Annotated in this window: 15 protein-coding genes; 14 read left to right on the forward strand and 1 reads right to left on the reverse strand. The window is 63.1% G+C overall.

All coding sequences use genetic code 11. The features are described 5' to 3' along the window. Positions 1-192 precede the first annotated feature (192 nt). The 7 genes from VWZ85_RS02295 to VWZ85_RS02325 all read left to right on the forward strand — a co-directional run bounded on the left by VWZ85_RS02295 (position 193) and on the right by VWZ85_RS02325 (position 6,938). The gene (locus tag VWZ85_RS02295; RefSeq protein WP_416535113.1) at positions 193-1,725 is read left to right on the forward strand and encodes an acyl-CoA carboxylase subunit beta; all 1,533 of its coding nucleotides are present in this window, start codon (positions 193-195) and stop codon (positions 1,723-1,725) included. Positions 1,726-2,129: 404 nt separating this feature from the next. Next, complete coding sequence (locus tag VWZ85_RS02300) at positions 2,130-2,525, forward strand: DUF6497 family protein (protein ID WP_260104883.1); 396 nt, start codon at positions 2,130-2,132, stop codon at positions 2,523-2,525. Between the two features lie 283 nt (positions 2,526-2,808). Next, entirely contained in the window at positions 2,809-2,949 is a 141-nt protein-coding gene (locus VWZ85_RS02305; protein ID WP_014880466.1) for a hypothetical protein, read from the forward strand. A gap of 69 nt (positions 2,950-3,018) precedes the next feature. Next, a complete protein-coding gene (locus VWZ85_RS02310) occupies positions 3,019-3,375 on the forward strand; it encodes a hypothetical protein (RefSeq protein WP_416535115.1) in 357 nt (118 codons plus the stop codon). Positions 3,376-3,927: 552 nt separating this feature from the next. Further along, positions 3,928-4,131 (forward strand): hypothetical protein, encoded by a 204-nt coding sequence (locus VWZ85_RS02315; protein WP_340546034.1) that lies wholly within the window; start codon positions 3,928-3,930, stop codon positions 4,129-4,131. Between the two features lie 227 nt (positions 4,132-4,358). Then, on the forward strand, positions 4,359-6,404 hold the full coding sequence (locus VWZ85_RS02320) for an acetyl-CoA carboxylase biotin carboxylase subunit (RefSeq protein ID WP_416586921.1): 2,046 nt from the start codon (positions 4,359-4,361) through the stop codon (positions 6,402-6,404). A gap of 9 nt (positions 6,405-6,413) precedes the next feature. Beyond that, on the forward strand, positions 6,414-6,938 hold the full coding sequence (locus tag VWZ85_RS02325) for a hypothetical protein (protein ID WP_416595421.1): 525 nt from the start codon (positions 6,414-6,416) through the stop codon (positions 6,936-6,938). 97 nt (positions 6,939-7,035) lie between these two features. Here the strand turns inward: VWZ85_RS02325 and VWZ85_RS02330 are convergent, their stop codons facing one another. Then, positions 7,036-7,638, reverse strand: coding sequence for a DUF4174 domain-containing protein (locus VWZ85_RS02330; RefSeq protein ID WP_416586926.1), 603 nt, complete (start codon positions 7,636-7,638; stop codon positions 7,036-7,038). Between the two features lie 202 nt (positions 7,639-7,840). Between VWZ85_RS02330 and VWZ85_RS02335 the strand changes: the two genes are divergently transcribed. The 7 genes from VWZ85_RS02335 (at position 7,841) to VWZ85_RS02365 (ending at position 14,658) form a co-directional block, all read left to right on the forward strand. After that, on the forward strand, positions 7,841-8,776 hold the full coding sequence (locus tag VWZ85_RS02335) for a hypothetical protein (protein WP_416586929.1): 936 nt from the start codon (positions 7,841-7,843) through the stop codon (positions 8,774-8,776). Then, entirely contained in the window at positions 8,739-10,865 is a 2,127-nt protein-coding gene (gene scpA / locus VWZ85_RS02340; RefSeq protein ID WP_416535118.1) for a methylmalonyl-CoA mutase, read from the forward strand. Before VWZ85_RS02335 ends, scpA begins: the two co-directional genes overlap by 38 nt. Before the next feature lie 412 nt (positions 10,866-11,277). After that, positions 11,278-11,880 (forward strand): VOC family protein, encoded by a 603-nt coding sequence (locus tag VWZ85_RS02345; RefSeq protein WP_416586932.1) that lies wholly within the window; start codon positions 11,278-11,280, stop codon positions 11,878-11,880. Next, positions 11,877-12,401 carry a GNAT family N-acetyltransferase gene (locus VWZ85_RS02350; RefSeq protein WP_416586935.1) on the forward strand — a complete coding sequence of 175 codons (525 nt, stop codon included), beginning with the start codon at positions 11,877-11,879 and terminating at the stop codon, positions 12,399-12,401. The genes VWZ85_RS02345 and VWZ85_RS02350 overlap by 4 nt, the downstream gene beginning before the upstream one ends. Positions 12,402-12,410: 9 nt before the next feature. After that, the gene (locus tag VWZ85_RS02355; RefSeq protein WP_340546028.1) at positions 12,411-13,109 is read left to right on the forward strand and encodes a molecular chaperone DjiA; all 699 of its coding nucleotides are present in this window, start codon (positions 12,411-12,413) and stop codon (positions 13,107-13,109) included. Next, positions 13,090-14,085 carry an endonuclease/exonuclease/phosphatase family protein gene (locus VWZ85_RS02360; protein WP_340546027.1) on the forward strand — a complete coding sequence of 332 codons (996 nt, stop codon included), beginning with the start codon at positions 13,090-13,092 and terminating at the stop codon, positions 14,083-14,085. Before VWZ85_RS02355 ends, VWZ85_RS02360 begins: the two co-directional genes overlap by 20 nt. A 132-nt stretch (positions 14,086-14,217) precedes the next feature. Then, positions 14,218-14,658 (forward strand): hypothetical protein, encoded by a 441-nt coding sequence (locus VWZ85_RS02365; protein WP_416586937.1) that lies wholly within the window; start codon positions 14,218-14,220, stop codon positions 14,656-14,658. Positions 14,659-14,694: the final 36 nt, after the last annotated feature.

The following is a 14,694-nucleotide window of genomic DNA, read 5'->3' on the forward strand; positions in this document are numbered from 1 at the left end:
GGCCCCGGTGATACGAGCACATCGGTCAGCACATCAAGAACACCCGCCGCTTCGGCGGTTTCTGCGCGGTTCTGTGCCTGTTTGCAAATTAGCGCATCTGTTACGCAAATACTTTGCAAATTTGCCATTATTGACTTTGGCTTCTCCTGTGCAGCGTCTATGGTCGCCTGAAATTCAACAGGGGGCATGGCCATGAAAGATATCCTTTCCGAGCTGGAAGACCGTCGCAACGCAGCGCGACTGGGGGGCGGACAAAAGCGGATCGACGCTCAGCATGGGCGCGGTAAACTGACCGCGCGCGAGCGGATCGAGCTGCTGTTGGACGAGGGCAGTTTCGAAGAATTCGACATGTTCGTGGCGCATCGCTGCACCGATTTCGGCATGGAAAAACAGCGCCCGGCGGGCGATGGCGTGGTTACCGGCTGGGGCACCATCAATGGCCGGATGGTCTATGTCTTCAGCCAGGATTTCACGGTGTTTGGCGGCTCTCTGTCGGAAACCCACGCGCAAAAGATCTGCAAGATCATGGATATGGCGGTGCAGAATGGCGCGCCGGTCATTGGCATCAACGATTCCGGTGGCGCCCGTATTCAGGAAGGTGTCGCCTCGCTTGCGGGCTACGCCGAGGTGTTCCAGCGCAACATTATGGCTTCGGGCGTGGTGCCGCAGATTTCCGTCATCATGGGCCCCTGTGCCGGCGGCGCGGTCTACTCGCCCGCGATGACCGATTTCATCTTCATGGTGAAGGACACATCCTACATGTTCGTGACCGGCCCCGATGTGGTGAAGACCGTCACCAACGAGGTCGTCACCGCCGAGGAGCTGGGCGGCGCCTCGACCCACACAAAGAAGTCCTCGGTGGCTGATGGCGCCTTTGAAAACGACGTCGAAGCCTTGGCGGAGGTCCGCCGGCTGGTCGACTTCCTGCCACTGAACAATCGCGAAAAACCGCCGGTTCGCCCCTTCTTTGATGAGCCGGGCCGCGTCGAAGCCTCGCTCGATACGCTGATTCCAGAGAATCCCAACACGCCCTACGACATGAAGGAGCTGATTCACAAAGTCGCGGACGAGGGGGATTTCTACGAAATTCAGGAAGATTTCGCCAAGAACATCATCACCGGCTTTATCCGCCTTGAAGGGCAGACCGTGGGTGTTGTTGCCAACCAGCCGATGGTTCTGGCGGGCTGTCTCGATATCGATTCCAGCCGCAAGGCGGCGCGGTTCGTGCGCTTCTGCGACTGTTTCGAGATCCCGATCCTGACGCTGGTTGATGTGCCGGGCTTCCTGCCGGGGACCAGCCAGGAATATGGCGGCGTCATCAAACATGGGGCAAAGCTGCTGTTTGCCTATGGCGAGGCGACGGTGCCGAAGGTTACCGTGATCACCCGCAAGGCCTATGGCGGCGCCTATGACGTGATGGCCTCCAAACATCTGCGTGGCGATTTCAATTACGCCTGGCCGACGGCGGAGATCGCCGTGATGGGGGCCAAGGGCGCGACCGAAATCATCCACCGCGCTGATCTGGCGGATGCCGACAAGATTGCCGAGCACACGAAGGATTACGAAGAACGCTTTGCCAATCCCTTTGTGGCGGCGGAACGCGGCTTCATCGACGAGGTGATCATGCCGCAATCCACCCGCAAACGCGTCAGCCGTGCATTTGCGTCGCTGCGGGGCAAGCAGCTCAAAAACCCGTGGAAGAAACACGACAATATCCCGCTGTAACACCCGGACCCGTTCCGGATTTCCTGACCCAGACCCTTGCGGCCAAAGGTAAATATCGCCTTGGCTGCGAGGGGTGATGAGGATACAACTCAGATGTCAGCGCCTGCCTACGCCGCGATCTGCCGCCACCCCGATGGCAAAAGCCTGTTGGAAATCAGCGGGCTGGAACCAATCGCCGGCATATCGGGTGGATTGTTCGCAAAATGCGATCAATTTGAACAATCTCAGATGTTTGCGCCCACATTTGTATCTTTGTTTGACACCGGAACCGAATCTGACACATGATCCGCGCCAGCTCATATCGGACAGCGCGCACCGCGTGTGCAGCGCCTGCAGCCCCGACAGGAGGAGCCCATCGTTTTTGGGGTCGGGGCTGCGGTATTGGGCCTGCCATCAAATCTGCCGTGACGGCCTCCGGGGTCTCGGTTCTGCTTGCCCTTGGCGCGGCTGCGCAGGCCGGATCGCTGCCGATTGATCTGCCATCGGGGCAGGAAGTCGATCTGCATGAGGTTCTTCTGGACGACAGCACCGGCGAGCTTTGGGTGCGCTTTCGCTTTCTTGCGCCGCAGATTGCCCGCGACGCGGCGCTGATCAGCTATGAACAGGCCGCCCCGGATATGGATCACCTGTGCCAGACCCTGGTTCTGGCCTATCTGCACCAGCATGGGCTGGAGCCGGTCCGGGTGGTGATCTCGCTGTCGGACCGCGAAGTGCCCTTTGGGGCGGCGGATGCGGCGGCGACACAGTTCTTTGAAAGCTACCGCCCCGAGGGTGACAGCTGCATCTGGGAGGCATTCTGATGATCTGTTGTCTGCCCCGCGGGCTGCGGGCCACTACAGCCCGGCAGCTGCCGCCGGTTCTGGTGCCCCCCGGTGTCACAAAGACGCCGATGCAGGCTGAAAACTGGCGCTTTTTTGCAGCTTTGCCCGCCGAAGTGTCGTCGGATCCGGCTTTGGGATGTGAAACCCCGCGCATCTCCGCTACTCTCTCGTCAGATCACATGAGCGTGATCTGTTATTTGAGGATGAGGCAGGCGCCGGCCGTGGCCCGCGCAGGTTTCAAAGACACAATTGGGAGACAGAAATGTCCAAGAGCATCAAACTCGTTGCCCTGGCGGGCCTGCTTGCAGCCGCCGCAGCCTGCGCACAGCAGGAAGAAGAATACGTCGTTGTCGAGCCCGAGCCGATTTCGGCTGAGCCCGTTTACACCGGCAAATACAAGTAATCACGACAGGGGTCCGGCCCTGCGGCCGGACTCTACCGTCCCGCGGGGTGCCGGATCGGAGGCACCATCATGCTAAAACACCGCGGTTTCCCCGGCCGTCTGCCGGGCACCGATTTTCAATTCGTCATCCGCCGTCCCAACCCCAAGGGGGTTACGCCGATCACCCGTCGCGAACGGTTCCGCGACCGTCGCCCGGCAGACCGGCGCGCCGATGCGGGCTTCATGCAGGCGCTGTGGGACTGCTTTGGCGATCAGCCCTTTGAACGTGGTAATCTGGATGCAGGTCGTCTCAGCTGGCTGTTCGGCCGCGAGGTGATCCCGGCCGAAGACCCGTTTGATCCCGAAAGCTATGAGGCGCTGCTGGTCATCAATGTCGATGTTGCCCAGCTGTCCTTTCCCGAAGTCTTCGACGGGAGCGCGCGCTGAGATGTTTGCCGGGCCTGACCATATCCCTGTGCAGAGCTGTCGTCGCCTCGCGCGACCGCCGCGCAGTGGCTGTGATCGGGACCCGGCGAATCTCTTGCCCCTGCGCGATGTGGCGAGCCCCGCGGCAAACCCGGCCGCAGGGAGGGTCAGATCGCGGGGCGGTGACACTATATGCGGCGCGAGCCGGGCATTCCGGGCCGATTTCGGCGTAATCCTGCAGGGCAGATCCCGGTTTGCGCAACTTCTCGCCAAATTGGCGTGTTTTGCAACTCAGGGGATGTTTCTGTGGCGCGGGCTGTGCACTCTGGTCGTGACAGGTCAGCCTGTCGTGCATCTGATCCAGCCCCTTCGCCTGGAAGGGCAGGTTTGCCCCCCCAATCGCGGCCTGCCCATTTTTTCCTTGGATGCAAAGGCGGAAGCTTGCCAATTGCCCCCCAGTGTTTGGCAGGCTTCTGCGCATTCCCCTGATCCGCAACAGAAATCCTTGTTTGCTCTGGACCGTGCTGCGAACAGTTGCGCAGAGCTTGGATCACAAAACGAAGGATCATTCCAATGCAGGCAAAACTCATTCTTGCGGCTTTTGGCCTCTGCACCGCGCTTGCGGCTTGTGGCGACACCACCGGCGAACAGGTTGTTTACGGGGCCGGTGCCGGTGCCGTCGGCTCGGCGCTGCTCAACGGCAACCTGGTCACAGGTGCCGCTGTTGGTGCTGCGGCCAACGTCATCTACTGCAAGGAAAATCCGCGCAAGTGCTAGGCCTGCCGGTGGCGCCGCAGGCACGCGCCTGTATCGCCGCAGCCATGCCCTGACAGCAACGCCGTCTGACCGCCTCGCCGCAGGGGCGGTGGCCGCGCGCCACATATATATCACCGCACAAAGGCCGCACCCGGAGTCCCCTCCGGCGCGGCCTTTTTTGTGTTCTGACGAAGCCAAGACCGTGACGGGGCAGGGCTCCGTCACCCACCGAAGACAAGGGACAGCCAATGTTTGAAAAGATCCTGATTGCCAACCGGGGCGAAATCGCCTGCCGGGTCATCAAGACCGCCCGCAAGATGGGCATCAAGACCGTTGCCATCTACTCGGACGCCGACAAGCAGGCCCTGCATGTCGAAATGGCTGATGAAGCTGTCCACATCGGCCCGCCGCCCGCCAACCAGTCCTATATCGTCATCGACAAGGTGATGGAGGCAATCCGTGCAACCGGTGCGCAGGCGGTGCATCCGGGCTATGGCTTCCTGTCGGAAAACGCCAAATTCGCCGAGGCGCTGGCCGCCGAAGGCATCGCCTTTGTCGGCCCGCCGGTGGGCGCCATCGAAAGCATGGGTGACAAGATCACCTCGAAGAAGATCGCACAGGAGGCTGGCGTCTCCACCGTGCCCGGCTACATGGGCCTGATTGCCGACGCTGACGAGGCGGTGAAAATCTCCAACGAGATCGGCTATCCGGTGATGATCAAGGCCTCTGCCGGTGGTGGTGGCAAGGGGATGCGGATCGCCTGGTCCGATGAGGAGGCCCGCGAAGGGTTCCAATCCTCCAAGAACGAGGCGGCAAACTCCTTTGGCGACGACCGGATCTTCATCGAGAAATTCGTCACCCAGCCGCGCCATATCGAAATTCAGGTGCTCTGCGACGGCCATGGCAATGGTATTTATCTGGGCGAGCGCGAATGCTCGATCCAGCGCCGCAACCAGAAAGTCGTCGAAGAGGCGCCGTCGCCCTTCCTCGATGAGGACACCCGCCGCGCCATGGGCGAACAGGCCGTCGCCCTGGCCAAGGCGGTGGGCTACGCCTCTGCTGGCACGGTGGAATTCATCGTCGATGGCGACAAGAACTTCTACTTCCTGGAAATGAACACCCGCCTTCAGGTCGAACACCCGGTCACCGAGCTGATCACCGGTGTCGATCTGGTCGAACAGATGATCCGCATTGCCGGCGGTGAGCCGCTGTCGATCACCCAGAACGACGTCAAACTGAATGGCTGGGCCATCGAAAACCGCCTCTATGCCGAAGATCCCTATCGGGGTTTCCTGCCCTCCATCGGCCGCCTGACCCGCTATCGTCCGCCCGCCGAAGTCGCCGCAGGCCCGCTGCATGACAGCGGCAAATGGCAGGGCGACGCCCCTGCGGGCGAACTCGCCGTGCGCAATGACACCGGCGTCTTTGAGGGTGGCGAGATCTCGATGTATTATGACCCGATGATCGCCAAGCTCTGCACCTGGGGGCCGACACGCGAGGCGGCGATTGCCGCCATGCGCGATGCGCTTGACGGCTTCGAGGTTGAAGGCATCGGTCACAACCTGCCGTTCCTCAGCGCGGTGATGGATCACCCGATCTTTATCGCGGGCACCATGACCACCGCCTTTATCGAGGAGCAATATCCCGAAGGGTTCGTCGGGGTGGAGCTGCCGGAGCAGGATCTGCGCAAGATTGCCGCCGCCTCTGCCGCCATGCACCGGGTTGCCGAAATCCGCCGCACCCGCGTGTCGGGCCGGATGGACAACCACGAACGCAAGGTCGGCAGCGACTGGGTGGTCTCGCTTCAGGGTATGGATTTCAACGTCATCATCGACGCTGACCGCGACGGCTCCACCGTGCGGTTTGACGATGGCAGCACCCTGCGCGTCACCTCGGACTGGACCCCCGGCGATCAGCTCGCCCGGCTGACGGTTGGCGGTGATGCTCTGGTGGTGAAGGTCGGCAAGATCTCCGGCGGGTTCCGCATCCGCTCGCGCGGGGCCGATCTGAAGGTTCATGTGCGCACGCCACGACAGGCGGAACTGGCCAAGCTGATGCCCGAGAAAGTCGCCCCCGACACCTCCAAACTGCTGCTCTGCCCGATGCCGGGTCTGGTGGTGAAACTGGAGGTCGAAGTCGGCGACGAGGTTCAGGAAGGTCAGGCGCTCTGCACCATCGAGGCGATGAAGATGGAGAACATCCTGCGCGCCGAGCGGAAAGGCGTCGTCAGCATGATCAACGCCGCCGCCGGTGACAGCCTCGCCGTTGACGAAGTGATCATGGAATTCGAATAACACCAGATGATGTTGGTGCAGCCATATCGCAAACTGGCGCGTGTCGCCTGTCTGACGCTGGCCCTTTCGGGGCTGGCGGGCTGTGCCATGCAAGATGAGGCGGCGGCCCGTGCCGCCGTCGGCGACTGGGTGCAGCTGGGGGAGACACAGTATTACTTCTCCCGCCGCAACTGCGCCGCAGGCGTGTTCGAAATCAAGGCCACCCGGATTTCATCGCTGCTGACCAAGGCACGGTCGATCCGGGCGGGGCTGCGTCATCTTGACGACGATAAACCCGTTGCCTTTGAGGTGCCCGGACTGTCGCCCAATATGGTCTCGGTACAGGTGATGACGGTGGATCAGGGGCGCGGCAATGGCATCTTTGCCGCCGGGATCGTCGGCAAGGACTGCATGTTGGAGGAGGTGAGTCGCGCCTATCTGATGGCGCTGCTCGACCCGACATCGGTGTTGATCTATGAGCCACGCGCCCGGTTCATGGCGGTGGTGGACCGCACCAACAGGCGTCTGTTCTACGCGCAGGGCGGGGCGGTGTGATGGGCCTGCGATCTACCACCCAGCCGCTACGGGACGCGGCCCCGGATCACGGCGCGTTTCATCGCGCGGGTGCGGGGCACGGTGCATCGGCGGCGGCTCAGCTGCCGCGCCGTTCCTTCACCTCGCGCAGCCGGTCGGGGAATTTGTCGATCGTCCGGCTCAGCTCGCGCACGGTCCAGGGCTGCGGCTTGCGCAGTTTGACGCCGCCGTCCTTGCCGATCAGAACCAGCATGAACCCGCGCGGCCGCAGTGTTTTGCGCAGCGCAGATGTCACGCTTGGGTCGGTATCGGTCAGCACGATGACATCGCGATCCAGCAGCGCCTCGGCGCCGTCGGTCAGCCGCTCCATCTGCTCGTGGAACCGTGGATCGGCAGGGCTGTCGGCAAAGACCACGATGGGGCGGTATACCCACAGGAGACTGTCCAGATCGACGCTCTCACCGGCGCGGATCAGCTGGGTGATCGGATCCTGCGCCAGGTTTTCTGCGGTCTGCGGCAGCTCCTGCGCGGCGCTGGCGGGATCGGTGCCTTCGACCATCATCGTTGCGGTCTCACCGCGCGCGTCATCTGCGGCCTCGGTTGTTGCAGGCTCCTGCGCCATGGCCGGGCCGGGCAGCGCCAGCAGCAGCGCCAACGCGGCGCCCGCAGCTGGGACTGCTGGCCAAAATCGGGTTTTTCCAAAGACAAACAACTGTTTCATCGGCTCTCCTGTAGCGATGAATATATGCTCCACCCGGCCAATTGCGATGGGCAATCAGGCCTGCCGGGCAAAAAAATCCAACCCGCAGGTCGCGGCCAAAGCCGCTGTTAATCCTATTGTCAGCCTGCCCGTGTCATCCTCCCGGCCTCTGCAAACCGGGCTGCCGGCCTCGCGCGGCACCACCAACGGGACAGGACCGGCCATGGATATCATGCTGCACATTGGCGCACATCGCTGCGCTACCGGGTATTTTCAGGGCTTTCTTGCCCATCATGAAACGGCGCTGCGCGGTGATGGGCTGGCGGTCTGGGGACCGGCACAGACTCGCGACGGGCTGTTCCACGGCATCCATCCCGGCCCGGCCCCGGTGACTGGCCGCGACCTTGCAACCCGCGCCCGTGGTCGCCTGCGCCTGCGCCTCATGGCCGAGACGGCCAGCGGCAGCACGCGGCTGTTGATCAGCGATGCCAATATGATGGGCAGCCCTCATGACCTGCTGCAACAGAGCCAGCTATATGGCAGCATCGGCGTGCGTATGGCGCGGTTCGATGCCGCTTTTGACGGGCAGGTGCGCGATGTGATGCTGAACCTGCGCAGCCCGGAGCGGTTCTGGACCTCGCTGCTGACCCGGATGGTGACCAATGGCCACCCGTTGCCCTCGGCCGCGCTGCTGGGGCGGATCGCCGCCCATCCGCGCAGCTGGCGCGATGTGATCACCGATATTGCCTGCGCCATGCCCAATGCCCGCATCCGGGTGCTGCCCTATGAAACCTATGGCGACCGGCCAGAGGTGCAGATGGCGCTGCTGACCGGGACGCGGCTGGCGCGGTTCACCTGTTCGGATCGACTCAACCGCTCAGACGGGCTGCCGACTCTGCGGCATCGCCTGTCGGCAGCCGTCGCCCGCGACCTGCCGCGCGGCGAGGGCCGCTGGACCCCGTTTTCCGACATTCAATCCGCAGCGCTGCGCGAGCGCTACGCCGATGATCTGATGTGGCTGCAAGGCGGCGCGGACGGTCTGGCAGAGCTGATGCGTGACCCTGACAAACATGCGGTGGGCTCGAACCCGCCCTCATACGACCTGACAAGAGGAACTTCCGATGACGACCAAAACCGACGATTGGCGGGCTCTGGCTGAAAAAGAGCTGCGCGGACGCCCGCTGGACGCGCTGACCTGGAATACGCTGGAAGGCATTGATGTAAAACCGCTTTATACTGAGGCCGACAGCAAGGATCTGCCTCATATGGGCACGCTGCCCGGCTTTGGACCCTTTACCCGGGGCGTGAAGGCCACGATGTACGCAGGCCGCCCCTGGACCATCCGCCAATATGCGGGCTTCTCCACGGCTGAGGAATCCAACGCTTTCTACCGCCGCAACCTCGCGGCCGGGCAGCAGGGCGTTTCGGTGGCCTTCGACCTTGCCACCCACCGCGGCTATGACAGCGACCACCCCCGCGTGATGGGCGATGTCGGCAAGGCCGGTGTGGCCATCGACAGCGTTGAGGATATGAAAATCCTGTTTGATGGCATTCCGCTGGATCAGGTCTCGGTCTCGATGACGATGAACGGCGCGGTGATCCCGATCCTGGCCAGCTTTATCGTCGCGGGCGAAGAGCAGGGCCATGACAAGGCGCTGCTGGCAGGCACCATTCAGAACGACATCCTGAAGGAGTTCATGGTCCGCAACACCTATATCTATCCGCCGGAACCCTCGATGCGGATCATCTCGGACATCATCGAATATACCTCGAACGAGATGCCGAAATTCAATTCCATCTCCATTTCCGGCTATCACATGCAGGAAGCCGGCGCCAATCTGGTGCAGGAGCTGGCCTATACGCTGGCGGACGGTCGCGAATATGTCCGCGCCGCGATTGAGGCGGGCATGGATGTTGACAAATTCGCAGGCCGCCTGAGTTTCTTCTTTGCGATTGGCATGAATTTCTTCATGGAAATCGCCAAACTGCGCGCCGCCCGCACGCTCTGGCACCGGGTGATGACGGACTTTGGCGCCAAATCCGACCGCTCCAAGATGCTGCGCACCCACTGCCAGACCTCAGGCGTGTCCTTGCAGGAGCAGGACCCCTACAACAACGTGATCCGCACCGCCTATGAGGCGATGTCGGCGGTGCTTGGCGGCACGCAGTCGCTGCACACCAACGCGCTGGACGAGGCCATCGCGCTGCCCACCGATTTCTCTGCCCGCATCGCCCGCAACACCCAGCTGGTGCTGCAGGAGGAAACCGGCGTCACCAATGTGGTCGATCCGCTGGCTGGCTCCTACTATGTCGAGAGCCTCACCAATGAGCTGATCGAGAAAGCCTGGGCGCTGATGGAAGAGGTCGAGGAGATGGGCGGCATGACCAAGGCCGTGGCCTCCGGGATGCCGAAACTGCGCATCGAGGAAAGCGCGGCCCGTCGTCAGGCGATGATCGACCGGGGCGAAGAGGTGATCGTCGGGGTCAACAAATACCGCAAGGAAAAGGAAGATCCGATCGACATTCTGGATGTCGACAACGTCAAGGTGCGCGACAGCCAGATCGCCCGGCTGGAACAGATCCGCGCCAGCCGCGACAGCGCCGCCTGCGAGGCCGCGCTGGACAATCTGACCCGCGTCGCAAAGGAAGGTGGCAACCTTCTGGCCGCCGCCGTCGAAGCCGCCCGCGCGCGGGCCTCAGTCGGAGAGATCTCCATGGCAATGGAAAAGGAATTCGGCCGTCACAGCGCCGAGGTCAAGACCCTGGCCGGTGTCTATGGCGCCGCCTATGAGGGCGACGAAGGCTTTGCCGCCATTCAGAAATCCATCGAAGACTTTGCCGAGGCAGAGGGCCGTCGCCCGCGTCTTCTGGTGGTCAAGATGGGGCAGGACGGTCACGACCGCGGGGCCAAGGTGATCGCCACCGCCTTTGCCGATATCGGCTTTGACGTTGACGTCGGCCCGCTGTTCCAGACCCCGGAAGAGGCCGCACAGGACGCCATCGACAATGACGTCCATGTGGTCGGGATTTCGTCGCAGGCCGCAGGGCACAAGACGCTGGCCCCGCAGCTGGTGCAGGAGCTGAAGGCGCAGGGCGCCGAGGATATCATCGTGATCTGTGGCGGGGTGATCCCGCAGCAGGATTACCAGTTCCTCTATGACAATGGCGTCAAGGCGATCTTTGGCCCCGGCACCAATATTCCCGAAGCGGCGCAGGACATCCTGAAGCTGATCCGCCAGGGTGGGTAACCGGCGCGGCTGATCAGGACCGCCGGCATTTGCGGCCCGGCAAGGGCGGCGCTGCGGCCTGACCGCCTTGCCCATGCTCATAAGCGCTCCCGCGCCCGCGGGGGCCTTTGCCCGATGGGCAAATCCCCCCTTGCGGCCTTGGGCGCGGCAGCCAGCCTATCCGGCTGGCTGCCGACATCGCGCGATGCGCGATGCCATGCCCAACGGGAGCGGGGGCGTCTGTGACGCCGCCGCCGACGGGCGGGAGAGCTGCTGCCTCCCATCTGTGCCCGGATGTATCTGTGCCCGGATGTTAGGCAGCCACCTGCCGTGACATCGCCAGTGTTGGGGGCGCCCGCACGTGGTTCCAACATTGCCGCTTGCACCCCGGCGGCAGGTGGCTAGTCTCGCCGCCATCAGCGGGGAGCATGTCATGGAACTCGATCATCTGGCCGTTTCGGCCGCGACACTGGAAGAGGCGGTTGCCCATGTGGAGGAAAGCCTCGGCGTGCCGATGCAGCCGGGCGGCAGCCATGCGGTCTTTGGCACCCACAACCGGCTTCTTGGGCTTGCTGATGGCCTCTATCTCGAGGCCATTGCCATCGACCCCGCCGCCACACCGCAGCGCAGCCCGCGCTGGTTCGATCTGGACCGCCGCTACGGCCCCGCACGGATCACCAACTGGATCTGCCGCTGCGCCGATCTCACGGCCGCGCTGACCGCAGCCCCGGAGGGCGCGGGCGAGATTGTCGATCTGCACCGGGGTGATCTCAGCTGGCAGATGGCGGTGCCGAAGGATGGCATCCTGCCGTTTGACAATATGTTCCCGGCCTTGATGCAATGGCACAGCCCCCATCCCGCCGCCGCGCTGGTCCCGCAGGGCTGCACCCTGCGCCGTCTGCATCTGTCGCACCCGGACAGCACAGCACTGGCGCAGGCGCTGCCGTTTGATGATCCGCGGGTCGAGATCCACAGCGGTCCTGCCGCCTTCGAGGCTGAGTTCGACACGCCCCACGGGCGTCGGGTGCTGCGATGATCGTCCGGGCGGCCACCGCAGCGGATGCAGAGGCAATCGCCGCGATCACCAACCAGATCATCCGCGACACGCTGATCACCTTCACCACGGCGGAAAAGACCGGCGCGCAGGTCAGCGATGAGATCGCCGAGAAAGGCGCCTATGTGCAGGTGGCCGAGGAGGCGGGCCAGATCCTTGGCTACATCAGCCTTGGCGGGTTTCGCAGCGGCCCCGGCTATGCCCGCACCGCTGAACATGCGATTTACCTCACCGAAGCGGCCCGTGGCCGGGGCACCGGCCGGGCGTTGATCGCCGCCATCGAGGAGGTCGCACGCCGCGACGGCATCCACGTGCTGGTCGCAGGCATCAGCGCGCTCAATGCAGGCGGGCTTGGCTTTCACGCGGCCATGGGATTTGTCGAGGTCGGACGGATGCCGGAGGTCGGCTACAAATGGGGCCAGTGGCTGGATCTGGTGCTGATGCAGAAAATTCTCTCTCCCAAAGGGGTTGGCCCCGCTGACAGTCCGGCCAAAGCAGGCTAGGCTGGCCATATGTCACTTTGGACCCGCATCACCGAAGCGCTCGCTGCGCTGGCCTCTGGCCAGAGCCTCAGCGATGTCTTCGACAGCCTGCGCGCGCCACCGGAACGCACCGTTGCCTTTGCCATCGCGGTGATTGCGCTTGGTGCCAAAATGGCCAAGGCGGACGGGCAGGTCACCCGCGACGAGGTCACCGCCTTTCGCGAGGTGTTCCAGATTGCGGCGGAGGATGAGGCAGGTGCTGCGCGGGTATTTGATCTCGCCCGGACCGATGTTGCGGGCTATCAGGACTATGCCGCGCGGATCCAGAAGATGTTTGCCAATGACCCGCAGACGCTGTGCGATCTGATGGAAGGACTGTTTCACATCGCCATGGCGGACGGGTTTTATCATCCCGGCGAAAACGAATTCCTGTCCGAGGTCAGCCGCATCTTCGGTCAGAGCGAGCAGCAGTTCATGGCGCTGAGGGCGCGGTTTGTTGCCGATGCGCCGCGCGATCCCTACACGGTGCTGGGGGTGACCCCAGAGATGCCGCGTGAGGAGATCCGCAAACATTGGCGCAAGCTGGTGCGAGAGACCCACCCGGATGCGATGATGGCCCGTGGCGTCCCCGAAGAGGCGGTGCGGCTGGCGGAAAAGCGGATGATCGACATCAACCGCGCCTGGGATGAAATCAACGGATGTGCGGCCCATGCGGCTCGTCACGTATAACGTCGAATGGTTCTCCTCGCTGTTTGACGCCGGGGACCGCCTGCTGATGGACGCTGGCAGTTCGGGCCGCTACGGGGTGGATCGCAGCAGTCAGACACGCGCGCTGGCGCGGGTGTTTCAACGCCTCGATGCCGATGGCATCATGGTGATCGAGGCCCCGGATACCAATGGTCGCCGCCAGACCGTGCGCGCGCTGGAACATTTCGCGCGAGAGGCCGGGCTGCGCAGCACCGAAGCGCTGATCGGTTTTGCCAATGACACCCAGCAGGAAATTGCCTTTCTCTACGATCCGCAGGTGCTGCGGGTGGCCCATACACCGGCGCAAACCACCGAGGCACCGCGTTTCGACGGTGTCTTTCACATTGATCTGGATATTGATGCCAAAAAGGATGCGGTGCGGTTTTCCAAACCGCCGCTGGAGCTGACCCTGACCACAAACGGCGGGCGCGAGGTGGCGCTGATCGGCGCGCATCTGAAATCGAAAGCGCCCCATGGCGCGCGCTCCGAAGGGCACGCGGTCAGCCTGTCGATTGCCAACCGGCGCAAACAGCTGGCACAGGCGATCTGGCTGCGCCGCCGGGTTGAGCAGCTTCTGGCCGAGGGGCGGGATGTCATCGTGATGGGCGATCTCAACGACGGGCCGGGGCTTGACGACTATGAGCAGCTGTTCAATCGCTCCTCGGTCGAGATTGTGATGGAGAGCGATCTCTATGATCCGAACGCCCAGAGCCTGCTGCAACCCCGGCTGCGGGTAATGCCCAGCACGGCACGCTTTTATGACAAGGCAAACAAACGCTATTTCAGTGCCTTGCTGGATTATGTCATGGTCTCCTCCGGGCTGCGCCAATCGGCGCAGAGCTGGCGGATCTGGCACCCGTTCGAGGATGCCGCCTGTTATGAGGATGTCGATCTGCGCGAGGCGCTGCTGGCGGCCTCCGATCACTTTCCGGTCAGCCTTGATCTCGATCTTGGGTGAAGGCCCTCAAAGGTTCACCGGCGGCACCGGGGGCTGCGCGACGCCGCCGGTGGTGGTCGCCACTTCAATCCTGACGTGTTTCGCCTATATTGACGGCAAGCAATCCCGTCCAACCCTAAAGGGGGCAATGACATGATGCCTAGGTTCCGAATGACGCCTCAGTCGATGCGCGGCCTTGCGCTTGCGGGGCTGCTGGTGCTGCCGCTGACAGCGCCGGTGGCTGCCGAAACCGCACCCGCGCCAGAGGACGAAGGCAGCAGCCTGATGCAGCGCGGGGCAGAGCTGTTCTGGGAGGGGCTGCGTCAGGAAATGGCGCCCGCGCTTGACGATCTTCAGGCGCTGGCGGATGAATTCGGGCCAAGCCTGCAAGGGTTCCTGTCGGAGATGGGGCCTGCACTGGCAGAGATCGCGGGCAAGGTCGAGGACTGGAGCGTTTATGAACGTCCCGAAATCCTGCCCAATGGCGATATCATCATTCGCCGCAAGCCGCAGGACGCTCCAGACGTGCCGCCGGGTGGATCCCCGGAGGCCAGCCCGGACACCGATCTGCCCGAAGGCACAACCGACCTGTGACGCGCTGAAGATCGGCCCAGAGCGGCAAGGGAGGGT

Source organism: Phaeobacter sp. JH20_29 (assembly GCF_048056175.1).
Lineage (GTDB): Bacteria > Pseudomonadota > Alphaproteobacteria > Rhodobacterales > Rhodobacteraceae > Phaeobacter > Phaeobacter bryozoorum.